This window comes from Devosia sp. A449 (assembly GCF_054489375.1).
On sequence record NZ_JBTMWU010000001.1, the window covers coordinates 866,122 to 881,845 of the forward strand.

Consider the following 15,724-nt stretch of genomic DNA (forward strand, 5'->3'; position numbering starts at 1 on the left):
ATCATGGCCGATGTCGCGCTGCGCGGAGTGCGCAAATCCTACGGCAACCTCGAAGTGGTCCACGGGGTCGATCTCGACATCAAGTCGGGCGAATTCGTGGTTTTCGTCGGCCCGTCGGGCTGCGGGAAATCCACGCTGCTGCGGATGATTGCTGGTTTGGAACCGATCAGTGGCGGGCAGATCTCGATTGGCGGCAAGATCGTCAACGATATCCCCTCGCCGCAGCGCGGCATCGCCATGGTGTTTCAGTCCTATGCGCTCTATCCGCATATGAGCGTCTACGAAAACATGGCGTTTGGTCTCAAGCTGGCCAAGACGCCAAAAGCCGAGGTGGATCAACGGGTTCGCGAGGCCGCGCGGATTTTGCAGATCGAGGATTATCTCGACCGCATGCCCAAGGCGCTGTCCGGCGGCCAGCGCCAGCGCGTCGCCATTGGCCGCGCCATTGTGCGTAATCCTCGGGTGTTCCTGTTCGATGAACCGCTGAGCAATCTCGACGCCTCCTTGCGCGCCCAGACCCGCATCGAAATCGCCAAACTCCACGATACGCTAGACGCCACAATGATTTACGTCACCCACGACCAGGTCGAAGCCATGACTTTGGCTGACCGCATCGTCGTGCTCAATGCTGGCCGCATTGAGCAGGTCGGCTCCCCGCTGGAACTCTATCGCAACCCGGTCAACACCTTCGTCGCCGGCTTCATCGCCAGCCAGCGCATGAACTTTATCCCCGTCTCCCCCCAGCCCAACGGTCTCGGCCTGCCGGGCGATAAGCTACTGATTATGCAGCACTCTCAACTCGCTGCCGCCCGCACCCTCGGCGTCCGCCCCGAACATCTGGTGCTGGCTACCCCCGAAACCGCCCATTTCTCCGGCACCCTGTCCGTCATCGAACAGTTCGGCGAATACGCCCTGGCCTATGTCGAACTACCCGACGGCGAACTCATCACCGTCAAACTCGACGGCGCCCCCGATTTGCAACTGCACCAGACCATCCATATCGGCCTGCCGGCCGAAGCGGTGCATCTGTTCGACGAAGCAGGCCGGGCGTTGCGGTAGCGCCTCCAACACCCGGAATGGTAAAACTCCCAATAGACAAATGGTCGCGCTTGTCGATCCAATCACCGCTGGGACTTGGCGCGGCGGGCCCTGTTTGACATGCTTGTCAGGCATATACTCGATTCTGGATTTGCGGTCGTTTTGCGGCGCCGCACATCGTTTCATAGCAGTGATGGTGAACCAGACGGACCGGCGTTTCTTCAGTGAACGCCGGTCCGATCCGGTGATAGTGGGGTCTGCCGATGGCGCCGAATGTTTCCGGGCCTGGACGCGATGCGTTCGACTCAACTGGGCGCGGCCTGCAGCATCAGGGCCTGCGCCGCGCCAATGAACGCGCCGTGCTGATGGTGATTGCCTTCAATTCCGGCGTGTCCAATGCCGAGATTGCCCGCCTGTCCGGGCTGGCCCCGCAAACCGTTTCCGCCATTCTCACCGATCTGGATCGCGCCGGGCTGATCACCCGCGGCGAAGTGCTGCGTGGACGGCGCGGTCAGCCAGCGACGCCGATTTCCCTGCGAGCCGAAGGGGCGCTGGCCATCGGCGTCGAAATCGGCTGGCACCATATCGATGTGCTGCTGCTCGATCTGCATTTGCAGGTATCGGTCCGCCAGCATCGCAGCCACGACTTTCCCGATGCCTGCACGCTGGTCGGCGAGCTGGTCGACATGATCGGTACGCTGCTGGCCGGGCTGAGCGATGAACAGCGGGCGCGCACCCTCGATATCGGGATCGCGCTACCCAACAACATCGCCGACAATCTGGCACTGGTGGCGGCACCTGAGGCACAGCGGGCGCTGTGGCAACAGCTCGATCTGGTCGCCGAGCTGGAGCGGCGCACCTGCCTCACGGTCAGCACCTATAATGACGGCAATGCCGCCTGCTGGGCCGAGCTGATTGCCTTCGACAAGCCGCGACCGTCCAACTTCATCTATTTCCTGATTTCCCGCTATATCGCCGCCGGCATTGTCGGCCAGGGGACGCTGTGGGAAGGGCCGAGCGGCAATTCAGCCAATCTGGGCTCGATGCTGGTCGGCGATGCTGACGGGCAGCAGCAGGCGGCCCATTTCGTCGCCTCGGTCACGGCGCTCGAAGCCGGGCTCAAGGCCGCCGGCTTCACCGTCGATCCCGACTGCATCGAAGACTGGGACTGGGTGGCCATTGAGCCGGTGCTGGAACAGTGGATTATTGCCAGCGGCGCGGCGCTGGCGCGGGTGGTCCACAACACCATGACGGTGATCGAAACCGGGCTCGTGGTACTCGACAGCATTCTGCCGGCCCCGATCGTCGCACGGTTGGTGACGCAGCTGGAGGCCGAATTGCGGCTGCTGCCGGTCGCCCCTCACACGCCGCCGCAAGTGCTGTCCGGCCATCTCGGTCGGTTGGCGCCAGCCATCGGTGCGGCGGAGCTGACGCTCTACCGCCGCTTTTTCTCACGCACTCTCGCGGATCTGGCTGGCTGATTCATCGGCCAACTGGCCTAGCGCCTGGCGCAACTGCGCGCTCGGCGTAAACACCACCGTCTGGCGCGGGGCGATCCGGTGTTCGGTGCCGGTGCGCGGATTGCGGCCAATGCGTTCGGCCCGATCGCGCAGTTGCAGGGTCCCAAAAGCCGTCAGCTTCACATTTTCGCCGGCCATCAAGGCTTCGGCGATCAGCGCAAACATCGCTTCGCCTACGGCGGCTGTATCGGCCCTGCTCAGGCCCGTGCGGCGAGCTGCTGCATCGCTGAGCATGGCCCGCGTAACTGTTGTGGTCACTTCAAGATCCCCCTCACGGTTAAGTTCATAAGAAGAATTTAAGTCGCTGTCCAGCCGGCGTTCGATAACCTGAATATCGCGATCAAGTTTGGTTGACTTCTTTTAGAATGGTTATAAGCTAGCGAGCATTCTAAGAGACAAAACAAGCCGAATCGTGGCGCGTTTGGCCGCCGTTGTGGCCTGTGCTGCTAGCCGGGTTCTGCCCCAGAAAGGTCCGATGTGAGACTGACGCGTCAATCCAACTATGCGATCCGCACCCTGGTCTATTGCGCCGTCAATGCGCCGGAACTGAGCCGCGTCGCCGATATCGCCAAGGCCTACAATATTTCCGAGCTGTTCCTGTTCAAGCTGATCAAGCCATTGGTCGAAAACGGACTTTTGGCCACGGTGCGCGGTCGCCACGGTGGCATCAGGCTGGGCAAGAATGCCGAAGACATCACTTTGCTCGATACCATCCGCCTGACCGAAGAGAATTTCGCCCTGGCCGAATGTTTTGAGGATGGCGCCGATTGCCCGCTGATCGGGGAATGCGAACTCAATGGGGCGCTGCGTGAAGCGCTAGGCGCATTCTTCGACGTGCTGGCCAGCTACACCATCGCCGACCTCGCCAGCAAAAAGCGCTCCATCCGCCAGCGCCTCGGCCTGTCGGCCCTCGACGCGGTGATGGAACCGGCGCACTAAGGCACAGGTTTTTGCTGCACAGATTTGCACCCTCGGGCCTTGCCCGAGGGTGTTTTTGTAGGTGTGGGCAGGGCGACTGGCTCAAATTGCGGCATGCCCGCTCACCAATCCATCAAATATGAGTTTGACAGTCATAATAACTTATGGTTCTCTCACCGCATCACCGGGCGGGTTGGTTTGAGGGATTTAGCCAGCCATAGCCTGGGCCAGATGACGGGTGCTTGCTGCTACCGTCTCCCCGGGCTGGTCAGGGTCCTCAACGCCCTGATCAGCCTTTTTTCGCCGAGCCGGCGCAGTACTGGCATGCCCCGGCCAGCCTTCCCTTTGGGCGCGGTCTATGCTCTATCCGCGCCATGGCCGCAGCACCCCTTCTTTCGCTTCAGAATATCCGTTTGACCTTTGGTGGCACCACGCTTCTCGAAGGCGCCGAACTTATCGTGTCCCCCGGCCAGCGCATCGCGCTGGTGGGCCGCAATGGCTCAGGCAAATCCACTCTGCTCAAGATCGCCTCGGGCGATGTCACCCACGATAGTGGCGTGCGTTTCCTCGAGCCCAGCGCCACCTTGCGCTATCTGCCGCAGGAGCCGGATCTTTCCGCCTATGCCACGACTTTGGCCTATGTGGAGGCCGGTCTCGGGCCTGGCGATGACGATTATCGAGCGCAATATCTGCTCAGCTCGCTTGGCCTGACCGGCGAAGAAAATCCGAAAAACCTCTCGGGTGGCGAAGGCCGCCGCGCCGCATTGGCGCGGGTGCTGGCGCCCAAGCCCGATATTCTGCTGCTTGACGAGCCGACCAACCATCTCGATCTGCCGGCCATTGAATGGCTGCAGGCGGAACTGGAGTCGATGCGCTCGGCCATGGTGCTGATCAGCCACGACCGCCGTTTCCTCAGTGATTTGACCCGTGCCACCGTCTGGCTCGATCGTGGCGTCACCCGCCGGCTCGACAAGGGATTTTCCGCCTTTGAAGGCTGGCGCGACCAGGTGCTGGAAGAAGAAGAGCGCGACCGCCACAAGCTCGACCGCCAGATTTTGCGCGAAGAACACTGGATTCGCTACGGCGTCACCGCACGCCGCAAGCGCAATGTTGGTCGCCTCGAGCGCCTGGCCGATCTGCGCCAGGACCGGCGCGACCAGCGCAAGGTTACCGGCGCGGTCAATATGCAGGTTTCCGAGGGTCGCACCTCGGGTGCGCTGGTGGTGGAAGCGGAAAACATCGCCAAGACCTATGGCGATCGCGTCATTGTCGGGGATTTTTCCACCCGCGTGCTGCGTGGCGACCGGATTGGCATTGTTGGCCCCAATGGCGCCGGCAAGACCACGCTGATCAAGATGCTGACCGGCCTGCTGGCGCCCGATAGTGGCACCATCAAGCTCGGCTCGGCGCTGGAACTGGCGATGCTCGACCAGGGCCGCGCCAAGCTCGACGCCGATACCCGTCTGCGCGACGCGCTGACCGGGGGCGGCTCGGACACGCTGATCATCAACGGCCAGCCCAAGCATGTCGTTGGCTATATGAAAGACTTCCTGTTCAATCCCGAACAGGCCAATACCCCGATCGGCAAGCTCTCCGGTGGCGAGCGCGCCCGCGTGGCGCTGGCCCGCGCCCTGTCGCTGCCGTCCAACTTCCTGGTGCTGGACGAGCCGACTAACGATCTCGATCTCGAAACCCTCGACCTGCTCGAGGAAATGGTGTCCGACTATGCCGGCACTGCCATCATCGTCAGCCACGACCGTGATTTTCTCGACCGGGTGGCGACTTCGATCATCATCGCCGAAGGCGAGGGTGTGTGGACCGAATATGCCGGCGGCTATTCCGACATGGTGATCCAGCGCGGCGAAGGCGTGACGGCGCGCGAAGCTGCGCCCAAGGCCCATCGTCCCGGCAAGACCAGCCTGGCCCAGACCACCTCAGCCACCTCGGCTGCGCCGAAGCGCAAGATGAGCTTCAAGGAAAAGCACGCGCTGGAAACCCTGCCGGGCCAGATCAACAAGCTCGAAGACGAGATCAAGGCGATCAACGCCAAGCTGGCCGACGCCAATTTCTACACCCGCGATCCGAGCGGCTTTGCGGCCCAGTCCAAGCTGTTGCTGGCCGCCGAGGCCAAGCGCGCTGCGGCGGAAGAGCAGTGGCTGGAACTCGAATTGCTGCGGGAAGAGCTGGAGGGGTAGGCCTGCTGCCCCTCTGCTGCGATTCCGACATCTAAACGCGGTGTCATCCCGGCCTTGAGCCGGGACCCATCCTGAGATGGTTTCAGCGGCGTGATCTCGAGATGGGCCCCGGCTCAAGGCCGGGGTGACATCGTGGGTGGGGCAACATCCAGGCCCTCAAGGGAAGCCCAGCCCCCTAGTCCTTCCAGCCGAAATTCGGCTCAGCCAGATAATGCAGCTGCTCCGCCGCTTCGCCGCTGATGCGACGCAGCAACAGCGCGCCCAGATGGCGGCCGGCGTCGACGAAGTCTTCGAATACGGTTTCGGCGCCGGGCTGGAATTGCGCGAACATTTCCGAAGCCTGTTTCGACACCACATGGGCGGTCTTCCCGACCACCTTACCACTGTCATTGAGCGCGCCGATCACCGCCAGCGCCGACACTTCGGAGGCGCAGACCCAGCCATCGGGCGCGTCAGGGCGCTTGGTGCGCTTCATCACATAGGTGCGGATGGCGTCGGTGGCGCTGTTCAGATTCACGTCGGCGGCGAATTCATACTCGATGCCGGCTTGCTGCGCGGCGCGGGCCATGCCGGATTTGAGGTGGTCGGTATAGGTCAGCGCGCTGTCGGGCAGGATGATCGACACTTTTTTGCAGCCCTTGGCCACCAGCCGCTGCACCGCGCCATAGGCGAAGGCCTCGTTGTCGAAGTCGACCGAAGGGTGCTGCTCGGGCCAGTTGGTGCGGCCATGGCTGATGAAGGGGAAGTCATTGTCGAGCAGAAAGCGGATGCGCTCGTCAAAGCTCTCGGCCTTGGAGAAGATCACGCCATCGGCCATGCGGTTGCGCACGATATGGCGGATCGGCTCGATCGGCTCGACGCCGCGAAACAGCGGCGTGATGACGACGTGAAACGCGGTATTGCGCAAAGCTTCGGTCAGGCCTGTGACGATGGATGAACCAAAGCCGTAGATCTGCTCGTCCGGCTCCAGCACCAGCGCGATGACATTGGTGCGGCCGGTCTTGAGGCGCAGCGCTGCCCGATCGGGCAGATAGCCGATTTCGGCGGCGATTTTCTGCACGCGGTCGCGCGTATCCTGCGCCAGCTCGGGGGCATTGTTGAGGGCGCGGGAAATGGTGGTGACGGCGAGTCCCGTCATCTGCGCAATGGTCTTGAGCGTTGGCTTGCCGGATGGCTTGACGCCGCGCTTGCTCTTGGCAGCTACGGGCACGTCGTCTTCGGACACTATTATATTCCCCCGGAACCCGCTTTGGTCGGGCGGGACTTCATTAAAGGGCGACAACACCAGATTGTCCGGCCCAGTTCAAGCGCCGCCGCGATCGCCAAGCGGCTGATGAACGTACATCATGATATCACAAGGGTTTATAGTCCTGGTGTGCGACCAAAGTGGGGACGTCTTTTCTCGTTTTTCTGCATTCTCTGGTCGGGAAATGTCTAGTAATCCCGCCCAAACGCTCTTATCTTGCCAGCACTGCATCGGCACCTGCCGATGTATGAGCCGTTCAACCAGCAGGAAAGGACTGAAGATGACCACTTCGAATCGCTTCACCATCCATGCCGGTTATCCGCTCGTACGCAGCGCACTCCAGGCCAAACGCCGCCAAGGGATTTGTCGCTCGAAACGAATGTGACCCCTGTCACGCTTTCGTCTCAGACTCTCGATAAACCCCCAGCAATGCCGGCCAGCATGGTGCATCCCCACCAGCTTCAAGATTTTTGGCCTGTGCATTGTGCAAGTGGAGCGTCCACAAATGCAGGAACGCAGTCTCGACCGGGCCAAGGCCCATAAGCCCATCGTCATCGAAGTCGCCGGGGAACCGCTCGGCGTCGTGGTGCCGCATGCCGACGGCTACCGCTTTCTCGCGGTGAAGCTACCGGCCTTCGCCATTGACGGCCAGCAGTTCGAAACCGTCGAAAAGGCCCATTTCGCCGTCTCGCAGGCCGTCCGCAAGGGCAGCGCCGACGCGGCGTAGTCGCTGTTCGAATTGAGTGGCTTTGCCACGCCATCAACACCCACCTGTGGGCGAGGCTGTAATCAGCCCTGCCTCTCAATCATCATTCGTTGCATTCAACTCATCGGGGTGCCGGCCTTCGCCATCGCTTGGCGGGGGCGTCAGGGCCGCATCGATCACGCGTGCCAAGGCAGCGACGTCAATCGACGCCGCTTGCCCCTGCCGTTCCAGCTCTTTGGTGATGGCGGCGGCAATCACCTGGCGGCGGTCGTCCACGGCTTTAGCCATTGCCATCGATGGAAATGCCGCCATCGTCCACCCGCACTTCGATGCCGGGACGGGCCTGCTCCTGCTGATAGGTATAGATGCCGAAGCCGACCAGGGCGATCAGCAGAATGGCGACCACGGCATAAAGACCATTGCGACTCATAGAGAACTCCTGACGCTGTTGTGCTGGAGCAACGCGCCAAGTGGCAAAGGGTTCAACCCATTGCATTATTCCTGGGTGACGATGGCCCGCAGCGCCATCACCAGCGCGGTGATGCCAATGGCCACCGGACCGGAATTGTCGATCATGATCGGGCTGATGCCGGCCGGCACCGGAGCCGTTTCGCGCGCCAGTCTGGCGGTGATCTGGTCGCCGCTTTCGCGCCCAAGGCGGCGCAGTCGGTCGGCCCGGCGCGAGATTTCGGCGCTGATCAGCACCACAGCGCAACTGGGATATTTCGCCAGCGCCACACTCACCGCATGGCGCGACACATTGGCGACGACGATTTTCCCCAGTGCGAGATCGGTATCGAGGCTCAGCGGTAAGCCATAGCGCAGATTATGCGCGTCCCAGGCGAGGGCGAAGCGCCCCGCCGCCTCCATCTGGTGGAAGATTGCCGCGTCGAGCCCGTCATGCGGCTCGGTTTCGGCATCGGTCGGGCGGCTGACCACCCGGCGGACGAAGACGAAGCGCTTGTCATTCTCCAGCGCCTGCCGCGCCCCGGTGATCAAGGTGTCCTTGCCGACTCCCGAGGGGCCGACGATCAGGACCAGGGCACCGAGGGTACGCGCCATGTTTTAGCTGACCCTTTGCCCTTGCCGCCAGACGCTGCGCACCACCGGCAGGCCGTCGATCACCCGTACCCGCACCAGATCGGCGCGTTTGCCAATGGCGATTTCGCCCCGGTCATCGAGGCCGGCGGCCTTGGCCGGATTGCGCGTCACAGTTGCCAAAGCGGCGGGCAGTTCGAGGCCATCGATGCGCTGCGGCAACACGAAGGCGGCCTGCAGCAGGGCGAAGGGCACATAGTCCGAGCTCAGAATATCCAGCAGTCCGGCCCGCACCAGATCGGTGGCCGAAATATTGCCAGAATGCGAGCGGCCGCGCACCACATTGGGCGCCCCCATCAAAATGGCGAGGCCGGCGTCATGCGCCGCCGCGGCAGCTTCCAGCGTGGTGGGGAATTCGGAAATCGCCACCCCGTCGGCCACGCCCTCTTCGACATGCAGCAAAGTGGTGTCGTCATGGCTGGCCAGCGGCAGGCCCAGTTCACGACAGCGGGCGACAATATGCGCGCGGTTGGGCGCCGAATAGCGATCATGCTCGGCCTGGCGGGCATCGAGATATTCGTCCAGCTCGGTCTGGCTGCGGCCGATCTTGTCCTTGTAGAAGCGCTTATAGTCCTCCAGCGAGCTGAACTGGCGCTGGCCGGGCGTGTGGTCCATCACCGAGGCCAGCCGGGTTTGGGCATGGCTGGCATGGGCCTCGAATTGTTCGATCACATCGGGCGTCGGCAATTCGCAGCGCAGATGCACAAAATGTTCGGCCCGCAGCCAGCCGCCGGCCCGGCCGCTGGCAATGGCGCCGGTTAGCTGGTCGACATGCTGGCCCATATCGGGCAGGTCGGGGTCCGAGCCGATGCGCACCGCGTCGAATACCGTGGTGATGCCCGAGCCGATGATCTGCACGTCATGGGCATGCAATGCCGCCATGGCGTCCCAGAACACGCCGGGGCGCGGCCGGTAATGGCTTTCCAGATGATCGGTATGCAGCTCGACCAGGCCCGGAATCAGATAGTCGCCATCCATGTCCTCGCCGACACCAGCGCCGCCGGTGTCGATGGCGGTGATGATCCCGTCCTTGGTGGCGAGGCCGCCCTCGATAACTGCATCGCCGAGCACGATGCGCGCATTGGCAAAATTGGTGTCAGTCATCAGGCGCCGGCTCCAAGCTTGAAATCGGCCACGCGACGGAACGGCTTGCCCGCGTCGGGTTCATGAAACAGGCTGAGCCGATCAAGCTGCAGCTTCTGGTCGAGCACCGGGCCGAACCAGGTGGCGGCGGCGACCGCGATGTCATGCGCGTCAGTTTCGGCCAGTCGGTCGGTCAGCGTCATGTGGAAGCGGAATTCCTCGAATACATAGGGGTAGCCATAGGCGCCGAGCAGTTCGAGCTGGCGTTCGCTGAGCCCCTTGTTGGCGCGACTGGCCTGCTCCTTGGCCGACATCGGCGCGCGCAGCGGGTCAAAATCCTCCACCACATGGGCGGCAAAATCCTGCAGCGCGTCATTGTCCTCGACCAGCAGCGCCAGAAAGCCATCAAGCGAAGCGATCTTGGGCACACCGATATCGAAGGGCTCATGCTTGGCGGCAAATTCACCGAGCGCGGCGCGCAGGTCACTCTCATTGGCGCCGTCCACCAAGCGCATCGGCGCCTTGAGCGTCGCGTGAAAGCCATAGCGATTGGCCGACTGGGTGAGATTGAGCAGGCGATTGCGATCAATGCCGGCCACCGGACCGCTGAACAGATCGCCATCGCTGGCGTCGCGCCCCAGCCAGGTGGCGGCGCGCTCCCACAGATTGCTGGTGGCGGACGGGGCAAAATAGATCGCGAATCGTTCGGTCATCGGTACTCCTTGACCCTGCCGCTAGGCATATTGTGTGTCGTCCGTTTGACAATTGTCCAGCCGACCCAATGCTGGCTACCCTTGCCGCCACCGAATCGCAAGCCGAGAGAGACTATGGACCGCGCCCTGCTTGAACAGATGTTCCGCCACGCCGTGGCGCAGGCCCAGCCCGCCTTGGCGGTGCGCCGCCATCTGCCGGAACGCCCCGCCGGCCGCACCATCGTCATCGGCGCCGGCAAGGCCTCGGCGCAGATGGCGCGAGCCTTCGAGCTGGCCTGGGATGGTCCGCTCAGCGGGCTGGTGGTGACGCGCTATGGCTATGCCGAGCCCTGCGAGCGCATCGAAATCGTCGAAGCCGCGCATCCGGTCCCCGACGAAGCCGGGTTCCTGGCGGCGCGCCGCATCATGGAGACGGTGTCGGGCCTCGGCCCGGACGATCTGGTGGTGGCGCTGATCTCGGGCGGCGGTTCTTCGCTATTGCCGGCGCCAGCGCCGGGGCTGACGCTGGATGACGAGCAGGCCATCAACCGGGCGCTGCTGGCCTCGGGCGCGCCGATCTCGGTGATGAATTTGATCCGAAACCAGTTCTCCACCATCAAGGGCGGCAGGCTGGCTGCCCATTGCGCCCCGGCGCAGGTGGCGACTCTGGTGGTGTCCGATGTGCCCGGCGACGATCCGGCGGTGGTGGCCTCGGGCCCGACCATTGCGCTGGCCGGCTCGCGGGCGCTGGCCCGCCAATATGCCGAACTGTACCAGCTCAACCTGCCGCCCCGCGCCCAAAGCCTGCTGGCGAGCGACAACAATCCGGCTCCGCTCCCCGACGACAAGGTGTTTGCCCGCAACAGCGTGTGCACCATCGCCTCGGCGGCACTATCGCTGGAGGCAGCGGCCGAGCTGGCGCGCCAACACGGCGTCGAAGCCGCCATTCTCTCCGATTCCATTGAGGGCGAATCCCGCGACGTGGCCCAGGTCCACGCCGCCATGGCCCGCGAAATCGCCCTGCGCAATCGCCCCTTTGCTAAACCCGCCGTGCTGCTCTCGGGCGGCGAAACCACGGTGACCTTGCGCGGCAAGGGCAGGGGCGGGCGCAATGGTGAGTTCCTCCTGGCGCTGGCCATCGCCATTGACGGGCTGGACGGCATCACCGCGCTGGCCGCCGATACCGATGGCATTGACGGCTCGGAGGACAATGCCGGGGCCTTTGTCGATGGCGGCACCGCGACGCGGCTGCGCCAGGCCGGCATCGACCCGCTGGCTTCCCTGGCCAATAATGACGCCTGGACCGCCTTCAACACCATTGGCGACCTGCTGATCACCGGCCCCACCGGCACCAACGTCAATGATTTCCGGGCGATCCTGGTGCGGTAAGGCGCATCGCCTAAAATAATCATACAATTACCCTTGGCAGAGCGGGGGCAGCTCTGTTCTATACGGCGACTTTTCGGGAGGAGCCGTTTCATGGCTAAACGCAAGATCGCCGTCATTGGCGTGGGCAAGATCGCGCAGGACCAGCATCTGCCGGTGATCGACAATTCCGATGATTTCGAACTGGCAGCGACGGTCTCGACGCGCGGGCTGAGCCACAATGGCGTGCCGGTGTTCAAGACTCCCGGCGAGCTTTATGCCGCCATGCCCGATGTCGGGCTGGTATCCATCTGCACGCCCCCCGGCATTCGCCATCAATATGTCCGCGAGGCGCTCGACGCCGGCAAGGACGTGATGATGGAAAAGCCCCCGACCACGACGATTTCCGAACTGGACGATCTGATCGCGCATGCCAAGCGGCTCGACCGCGTGCTCTACCAGACCTGGCACAGCCAATATAACGCGGCGGTGGATCGCACCAAGGTGCTGCTGGCCGAGCAGGGCGTCAAATCCGTCCGCATCGACTGGCGCGAAAGCGTACGCAAATGGCATCCGGGGCAGGATTGGGTGTGGGAGCCGGGCGGCTTCGGCGTCTGCGATCCCGGCATCAATGCGCTGTCGATCTTCACCAAGATCATGCCGTTCCCGGTGTTTATCGAACGCGCCAAGCTGACCTTCCCGGCCAATCGGCAGACCCCGATCGACGTCGAAATCGCCTTCAAATCGGGCCAGCTGCACCAGCCCAAACTGTCGGCCGGCTTCAACTGGCTGGAAGAGGATGGCGAGATCTGGACCTTCCGCATCGAGACCGGCACCGGTTCGGTGATCAAGCTCGAAGGGGGTGGTCGCTCGCTGACTGTCGATGATCGGCTGGTGCTCGAACACGGCGATGCCGAATATGCCGCCATGTATGATCACTTCGCTGGCCTGCTCGAGCGCCACCAGACCGATGTCGACGCCGCGCCCTTGCGGTTGATGAGCGACGTGTTCCTGATGGGCGCGCGCGAAAATGGGCCGGAATTTGCGTGGTAGGAGTCAGCGCGGCGCGCAAAACGCCAGCGCGCGGTTGATGGCATAGAGCGAGCCATCCAGCGCGATGTGGTTGGCCGGCATCGCCGAGCCATCCTCGGGCGCCAGATAGGCCACCGCGCCATTGGCCAGATTATCGAGCACCCAGGAGACATCCCCGGTCAGCCGCGCCCCATAAGGCGCGGCGGCTTCGGCCACAAAGCCACGGGTTTCCTTGTCGATGGTGATGGCCCAGCGCCCGGCATCGTCAGCGCGGCTGGTATGAAGATGCACCCCGGCGGAGAAATCATCTTCGCAGCGCACCGCGATGCAGGTGAAGGCCGTGGCGGTCGACCCCAGCGCGCAGCCCAGCGTTGCCCGGTCGCCTTCGCCCGGCAGCGGTGAATAATGCCAGCCGGGCTCCTGCGCCATGGCCGGCGTCAGCAGCATTGCCAGCATCAGCGCTTGGGCTGGATGAGGTCCCATTTGTTTCCATAGAGATCGGCAAACATCGCCACCGAGCCATAATCCTCGTGGCGCGGCGCCTCGAGGAAGCTGACGCCCCGCTCGAGCATGGCGGCATGGTCGCGGACGAAATTGTTGGTTTCGAGGAAAAACATCACTCGACCACCGCCCTGATTGCCGACTGCGGCGGTCTGGCTGGGGCCATCGGCGCGGGCCAGCAGCAGCTGCGCGCCGCTCCGCCCCGGCGGCGCCACGACCACCCAGCGTTTGTCGGCACCCAGTTCGGTGTCGGTGATGAGGTCGAAGCCGAGCGTGTCACAAAAAAATGTGAGCGCATCGTCATAGTCGTTAACGAGCAGTGCGGCGGTGGCAATGGATTGGCTCATGACACCATGGATCACTGGCGCCGTGGGCAGGTCAAGCCGGCTTGACCGGATCGAACGGTTCATTCCAAAACCGTCCAATTCTGTGGAATGAGGTTTCTCGTGCCATCAGATTGACCAAATGGTCAAGCTGACCCATTGCCATCCCACAGATTCTAGGCTTTGTTGACGCCCAAGCTCCGGCTGGCAAAAGCCGGATGCGCTAAAAATTACTTGGGAGACGACAATCATGAAATTGATGCACACGCTGCTGGCAGCGACTGCTGTCATGGCCATGGCCATAGGTGCCGCACAGGCCAAGCAGCTGGTCTACTGCTCGGAAGCATCCCCTGCGCACTTCGATCCAGGCCCGCTCACCGGCGGTAATGACTTCGACGCCTCGTCGCACACCATCTATAACCGCCTCGTTGAATTCGTTCCGGGCGGCACGGCTGTTGAGCCGGCGCTGGCTGAGAGCTGGGAAGTTTCGGCAGACGGCCTGGAGATCACCTTCAAGCTGCGCCCGGGCGTCAAGTTCCACACCACCTCCTATTTCACTCCGACGCGCGACCTGAACGCTTCCGACGTGATCTTCACCTTCGAGCGCCAGTACAAGGAAGACAATCCTTGGTTCGCTTACCTCGAAGGCATGACCTGGGACTATTTCCAGGGCATGGACATGTCCCACTACATCAAGGAAATCGTTGCGGTTGACGATCTGACCGTCAAGTTCGTGCTGAACGAGCCCAACGCGCCGATGATCGCCAATCTGGCGATGGACTTCGCTTCGATCGTCTCCAAGGAATATGCCGAGCAGCTCGAAGCTTCGGGCGATCTGGCAGCCTTCTCGACTCAGCCGGTCGGCACCGGTCCGTTCGAACTGGTCGATTACCAGCTCGACACCGTCATCCGCTACAAGGCTTTCCCCGACTATTGGGACGGCAAGCGCAAGATCGACGATCTGATCTTCGCCATCACCACCGACCAGTCGGTGCGGGCGCAGCGTCTGATCGCCGGCGAATGCGATATCATGCCGTACCCGGCACCAGCCGATATCGCCACCCTGCAGGGCAATGACAATCTCGTCGTGCTGGAGCAGGAAGGCCTGAACATCGGCTACATGTCCTATAACGTGACCGAAGCTCCGTTCGACAACGTCCTGGTGCGTAAGGCACTCTCGATGGCTGTCGACAAGGCTGCGATCATCGAGGCCGTGTACCAGGGTGCTGGTCAGGACGCCAAGAACCTGATCCCGCCCACCATGTGGTCGTATAACGACGCCATCCCGGCCGACGTCTATGATCCGGTTGCCGCCAAGAAGATGCTCGATGACGCTGGCGTCACCGGGCTGACCACCGATCTGTGGGCCATGCCGGTGTCGCGTCCCTACAACCCCAACGCCCAGCGCGTTGCGGAACTGATCCAGGCCGACTGGGCTGCGATCGGGGTGACCGCCAACATCGTCTCCTACGAATGGACCGAATATCGCGAGCGCGGCAAGCAGCCCGACCGCAAGGGTCCGTTCCAGATCGGCTGGACCGGCGACAATGGTGATCCGGATAACTTCTTCGCCACCCTGTTCTCCTGCTCGGCCGTTGGCGTGTCCAACTACTCGAGCTGGTGTGACCAGGACTTCGAGGCGCTGATCCAGAAGGCCAAGACCACCTCCGACCAGGCCGAGCGTACGGCCCTGTACGAGCAGGCCCAGGTGATCTTCAAGGATCAGGAACCGGCTCTGACGCTGGCTCACTCGAAGGTGTTCATGCCGATGAACAAGAAGGTGCTCAACTACACCATGAGCCCGCTTGGCAATCACAGCTTCAAGGACGTCGATATCGCTGAGTAAGCGAAGCGTCTGAAAGTTGCACAGGGCTCCGGGGTCGGCTTGATCGTCCCCGGGGCTCTCTTGACTATAGGGGCAGGACAACGCCCATGACCGCTCATGTGGCTGACTGCTGTCGCATTCGGAAAACACCGGCCCGGCATATCCATTCCGGCCCCAAGGTA

At 62.7% G+C, this 15,724-nt stretch carries 17 protein-coding genes; 8 read left to right on the plus strand and 9 right to left on the minus strand.

The window, feature by feature from the left end; translation table 11 throughout:
- Positions 1-3 precede the first annotated feature (3 nt).
- Together ACX3OW_RS04220 and ACX3OW_RS04225 are read left to right on the plus strand one after the other, a co-directional pair.
- A complete protein-coding gene (locus ACX3OW_RS04220; protein WP_459094479.1) occupies positions 4-1,059 on the plus strand; it encodes an ABC transporter ATP-binding protein in 1,056 nt (351 codons plus the stop codon).
- A gap of 242 nt (positions 1,060-1,301) precedes the next feature.
- The gene (locus tag ACX3OW_RS04225) at positions 1,302-2,519 is read left to right on the plus strand and encodes an ROK family transcriptional regulator (protein ID WP_459094480.1); all 1,218 of its coding nucleotides are present in this window, start codon (positions 1,302-1,304) and stop codon (positions 2,517-2,519) included.
- Here the strand turns inward: ACX3OW_RS04225 and ACX3OW_RS04230 are convergent.
- A complete protein-coding gene (locus ACX3OW_RS04230; protein WP_459094481.1) occupies positions 2,490-2,816 on the minus strand; it encodes an integration host factor subunit alpha in 327 nt (108 codons plus the stop codon). The genes ACX3OW_RS04225 and ACX3OW_RS04230 overlap by 30 nt on opposite strands.
- A gap of 219 nt (positions 2,817-3,035) precedes the next feature.
- On the opposite strand from ACX3OW_RS04230, the gene rirA reads away from it, so the two are divergent.
- Together rirA and ACX3OW_RS04240 are read left to right on the plus strand one after the other, a co-directional pair.
- Complete coding sequence (rirA, locus tag ACX3OW_RS04235; RefSeq protein WP_459094482.1) at positions 3,036-3,497, plus strand: iron-responsive transcriptional regulator RirA; 462 nt, start codon at positions 3,036-3,038, stop codon at positions 3,495-3,497.
- A 353-nt stretch (positions 3,498-3,850) separates the two neighbouring features.
- The gene (locus ACX3OW_RS04240; protein WP_459094483.1) at positions 3,851-5,671 is read left to right on the plus strand and encodes an ABC-F family ATP-binding cassette domain-containing protein; all 1,821 of its coding nucleotides are present in this window, start codon (positions 3,851-3,853) and stop codon (positions 5,669-5,671) included.
- A gap of 175 nt (positions 5,672-5,846) precedes the next feature.
- On the opposite strand, the gene ACX3OW_RS04245 is transcribed toward ACX3OW_RS04240, so the two are convergent.
- Positions 5,847-6,896: a LacI family transcriptional regulator gene (locus tag ACX3OW_RS04245; RefSeq protein WP_459094484.1), complete on the minus strand. Its 1,050-nt coding sequence runs from the start codon at positions 6,894-6,896 to the stop codon at positions 5,847-5,849.
- Between the two features lie 526 nt (positions 6,897-7,422).
- Here ACX3OW_RS04245 and ACX3OW_RS04250 point away from each other — a divergent pair.
- Positions 7,423-7,644, plus strand: a complete 222-nt coding sequence (locus tag ACX3OW_RS04250) for a hypothetical protein (protein ID WP_459094485.1) — start codon at positions 7,423-7,425, stop codon at positions 7,642-7,644.
- Between the two features lie 75 nt (positions 7,645-7,719).
- Here ACX3OW_RS04250 and ACX3OW_RS04255 read toward each other — a convergent pair whose 3' ends face one another.
- The 5 genes from ACX3OW_RS04255 to ACX3OW_RS04275 form a co-directional block, all read right to left on the minus strand.
- The gene (locus ACX3OW_RS04255) at positions 7,720-7,899 is read right to left on the minus strand and encodes a hypothetical protein (protein ID WP_459094486.1); all 180 of its coding nucleotides are present in this window, start codon (positions 7,897-7,899) and stop codon (positions 7,720-7,722) included.
- A 4-nt stretch (positions 7,900-7,903) separates the two neighbouring features.
- A complete protein-coding gene (locus ACX3OW_RS04260) occupies positions 7,904-8,053 on the minus strand; it encodes a hypothetical protein (RefSeq protein ID WP_459094487.1) in 150 nt (49 codons plus the stop codon).
- Positions 8,054-8,118: 65 nt separating this feature from the next.
- On the minus strand, positions 8,119-8,685 hold the full coding sequence (gene phnN / locus ACX3OW_RS04265; protein WP_459094488.1) for a phosphonate metabolism protein/1,5-bisphosphokinase (PRPP-forming) PhnN: 567 nt from the start codon (positions 8,683-8,685) through the stop codon (positions 8,119-8,121).
- 3 nt (positions 8,686-8,688) lie between these two features.
- A complete protein-coding gene (locus tag ACX3OW_RS04270; protein WP_459094800.1) occupies positions 8,689-9,828 on the minus strand; it encodes an alpha-D-ribose 1-methylphosphonate 5-triphosphate diphosphatase in 1,140 nt (379 codons plus the stop codon).
- Positions 9,825-10,517, minus strand: a complete 693-nt coding sequence (locus ACX3OW_RS04275; protein WP_459094489.1) for a DUF1045 domain-containing protein — start codon at positions 10,515-10,517, stop codon at positions 9,825-9,827. Before ACX3OW_RS04275 ends, ACX3OW_RS04270 begins: the two co-directional genes overlap by 4 nt.
- 114 nt (positions 10,518-10,631) lie before the next feature.
- Between ACX3OW_RS04275 and ACX3OW_RS04280 the strand changes: the two genes are divergently transcribed.
- The gene (locus ACX3OW_RS04280) at positions 10,632-11,885 is read left to right on the plus strand and encodes a glycerate kinase type-2 family protein (RefSeq protein WP_459094490.1); all 1,254 of its coding nucleotides are present in this window, start codon (positions 10,632-10,634) and stop codon (positions 11,883-11,885) included.
- A 90-nt stretch (positions 11,886-11,975) separates the two neighbouring features.
- Positions 11,976-12,914 carry a Gfo/Idh/MocA family protein gene (locus ACX3OW_RS04285; RefSeq protein ID WP_459094491.1) on the plus strand — a complete coding sequence of 313 codons (939 nt, stop codon included), beginning with the start codon at positions 11,976-11,978 and terminating at the stop codon, positions 12,912-12,914.
- A 3-nt stretch (positions 12,915-12,917) separates the two neighbouring features.
- On the opposite strand, the gene ACX3OW_RS04290 is transcribed toward ACX3OW_RS04285, so the two are convergent.
- Positions 12,918-13,376, minus strand: a complete 459-nt coding sequence (locus ACX3OW_RS04290; protein WP_459094492.1) for a hypothetical protein — start codon at positions 13,374-13,376, stop codon at positions 12,918-12,920.
- Positions 13,349-13,741 (minus strand): VOC family protein, encoded by a 393-nt coding sequence (locus tag ACX3OW_RS04295; protein ID WP_459094801.1) that lies wholly within the window; start codon positions 13,739-13,741, stop codon positions 13,349-13,351. The genes ACX3OW_RS04290 and ACX3OW_RS04295 overlap by 28 nt, the downstream gene beginning before the upstream one ends.
- A gap of 226 nt (positions 13,742-13,967) precedes the next feature.
- Here ACX3OW_RS04295 and ACX3OW_RS04300 point away from each other — a divergent pair, with 226 nt between their 5' ends.
- The gene (locus ACX3OW_RS04300; RefSeq protein ID WP_459094493.1) at positions 13,968-15,563 is read left to right on the plus strand and encodes an ABC transporter substrate-binding protein; all 1,596 of its coding nucleotides are present in this window, start codon (positions 13,968-13,970) and stop codon (positions 15,561-15,563) included.
- Positions 15,564-15,724 lie beyond the last annotated feature (161 nt).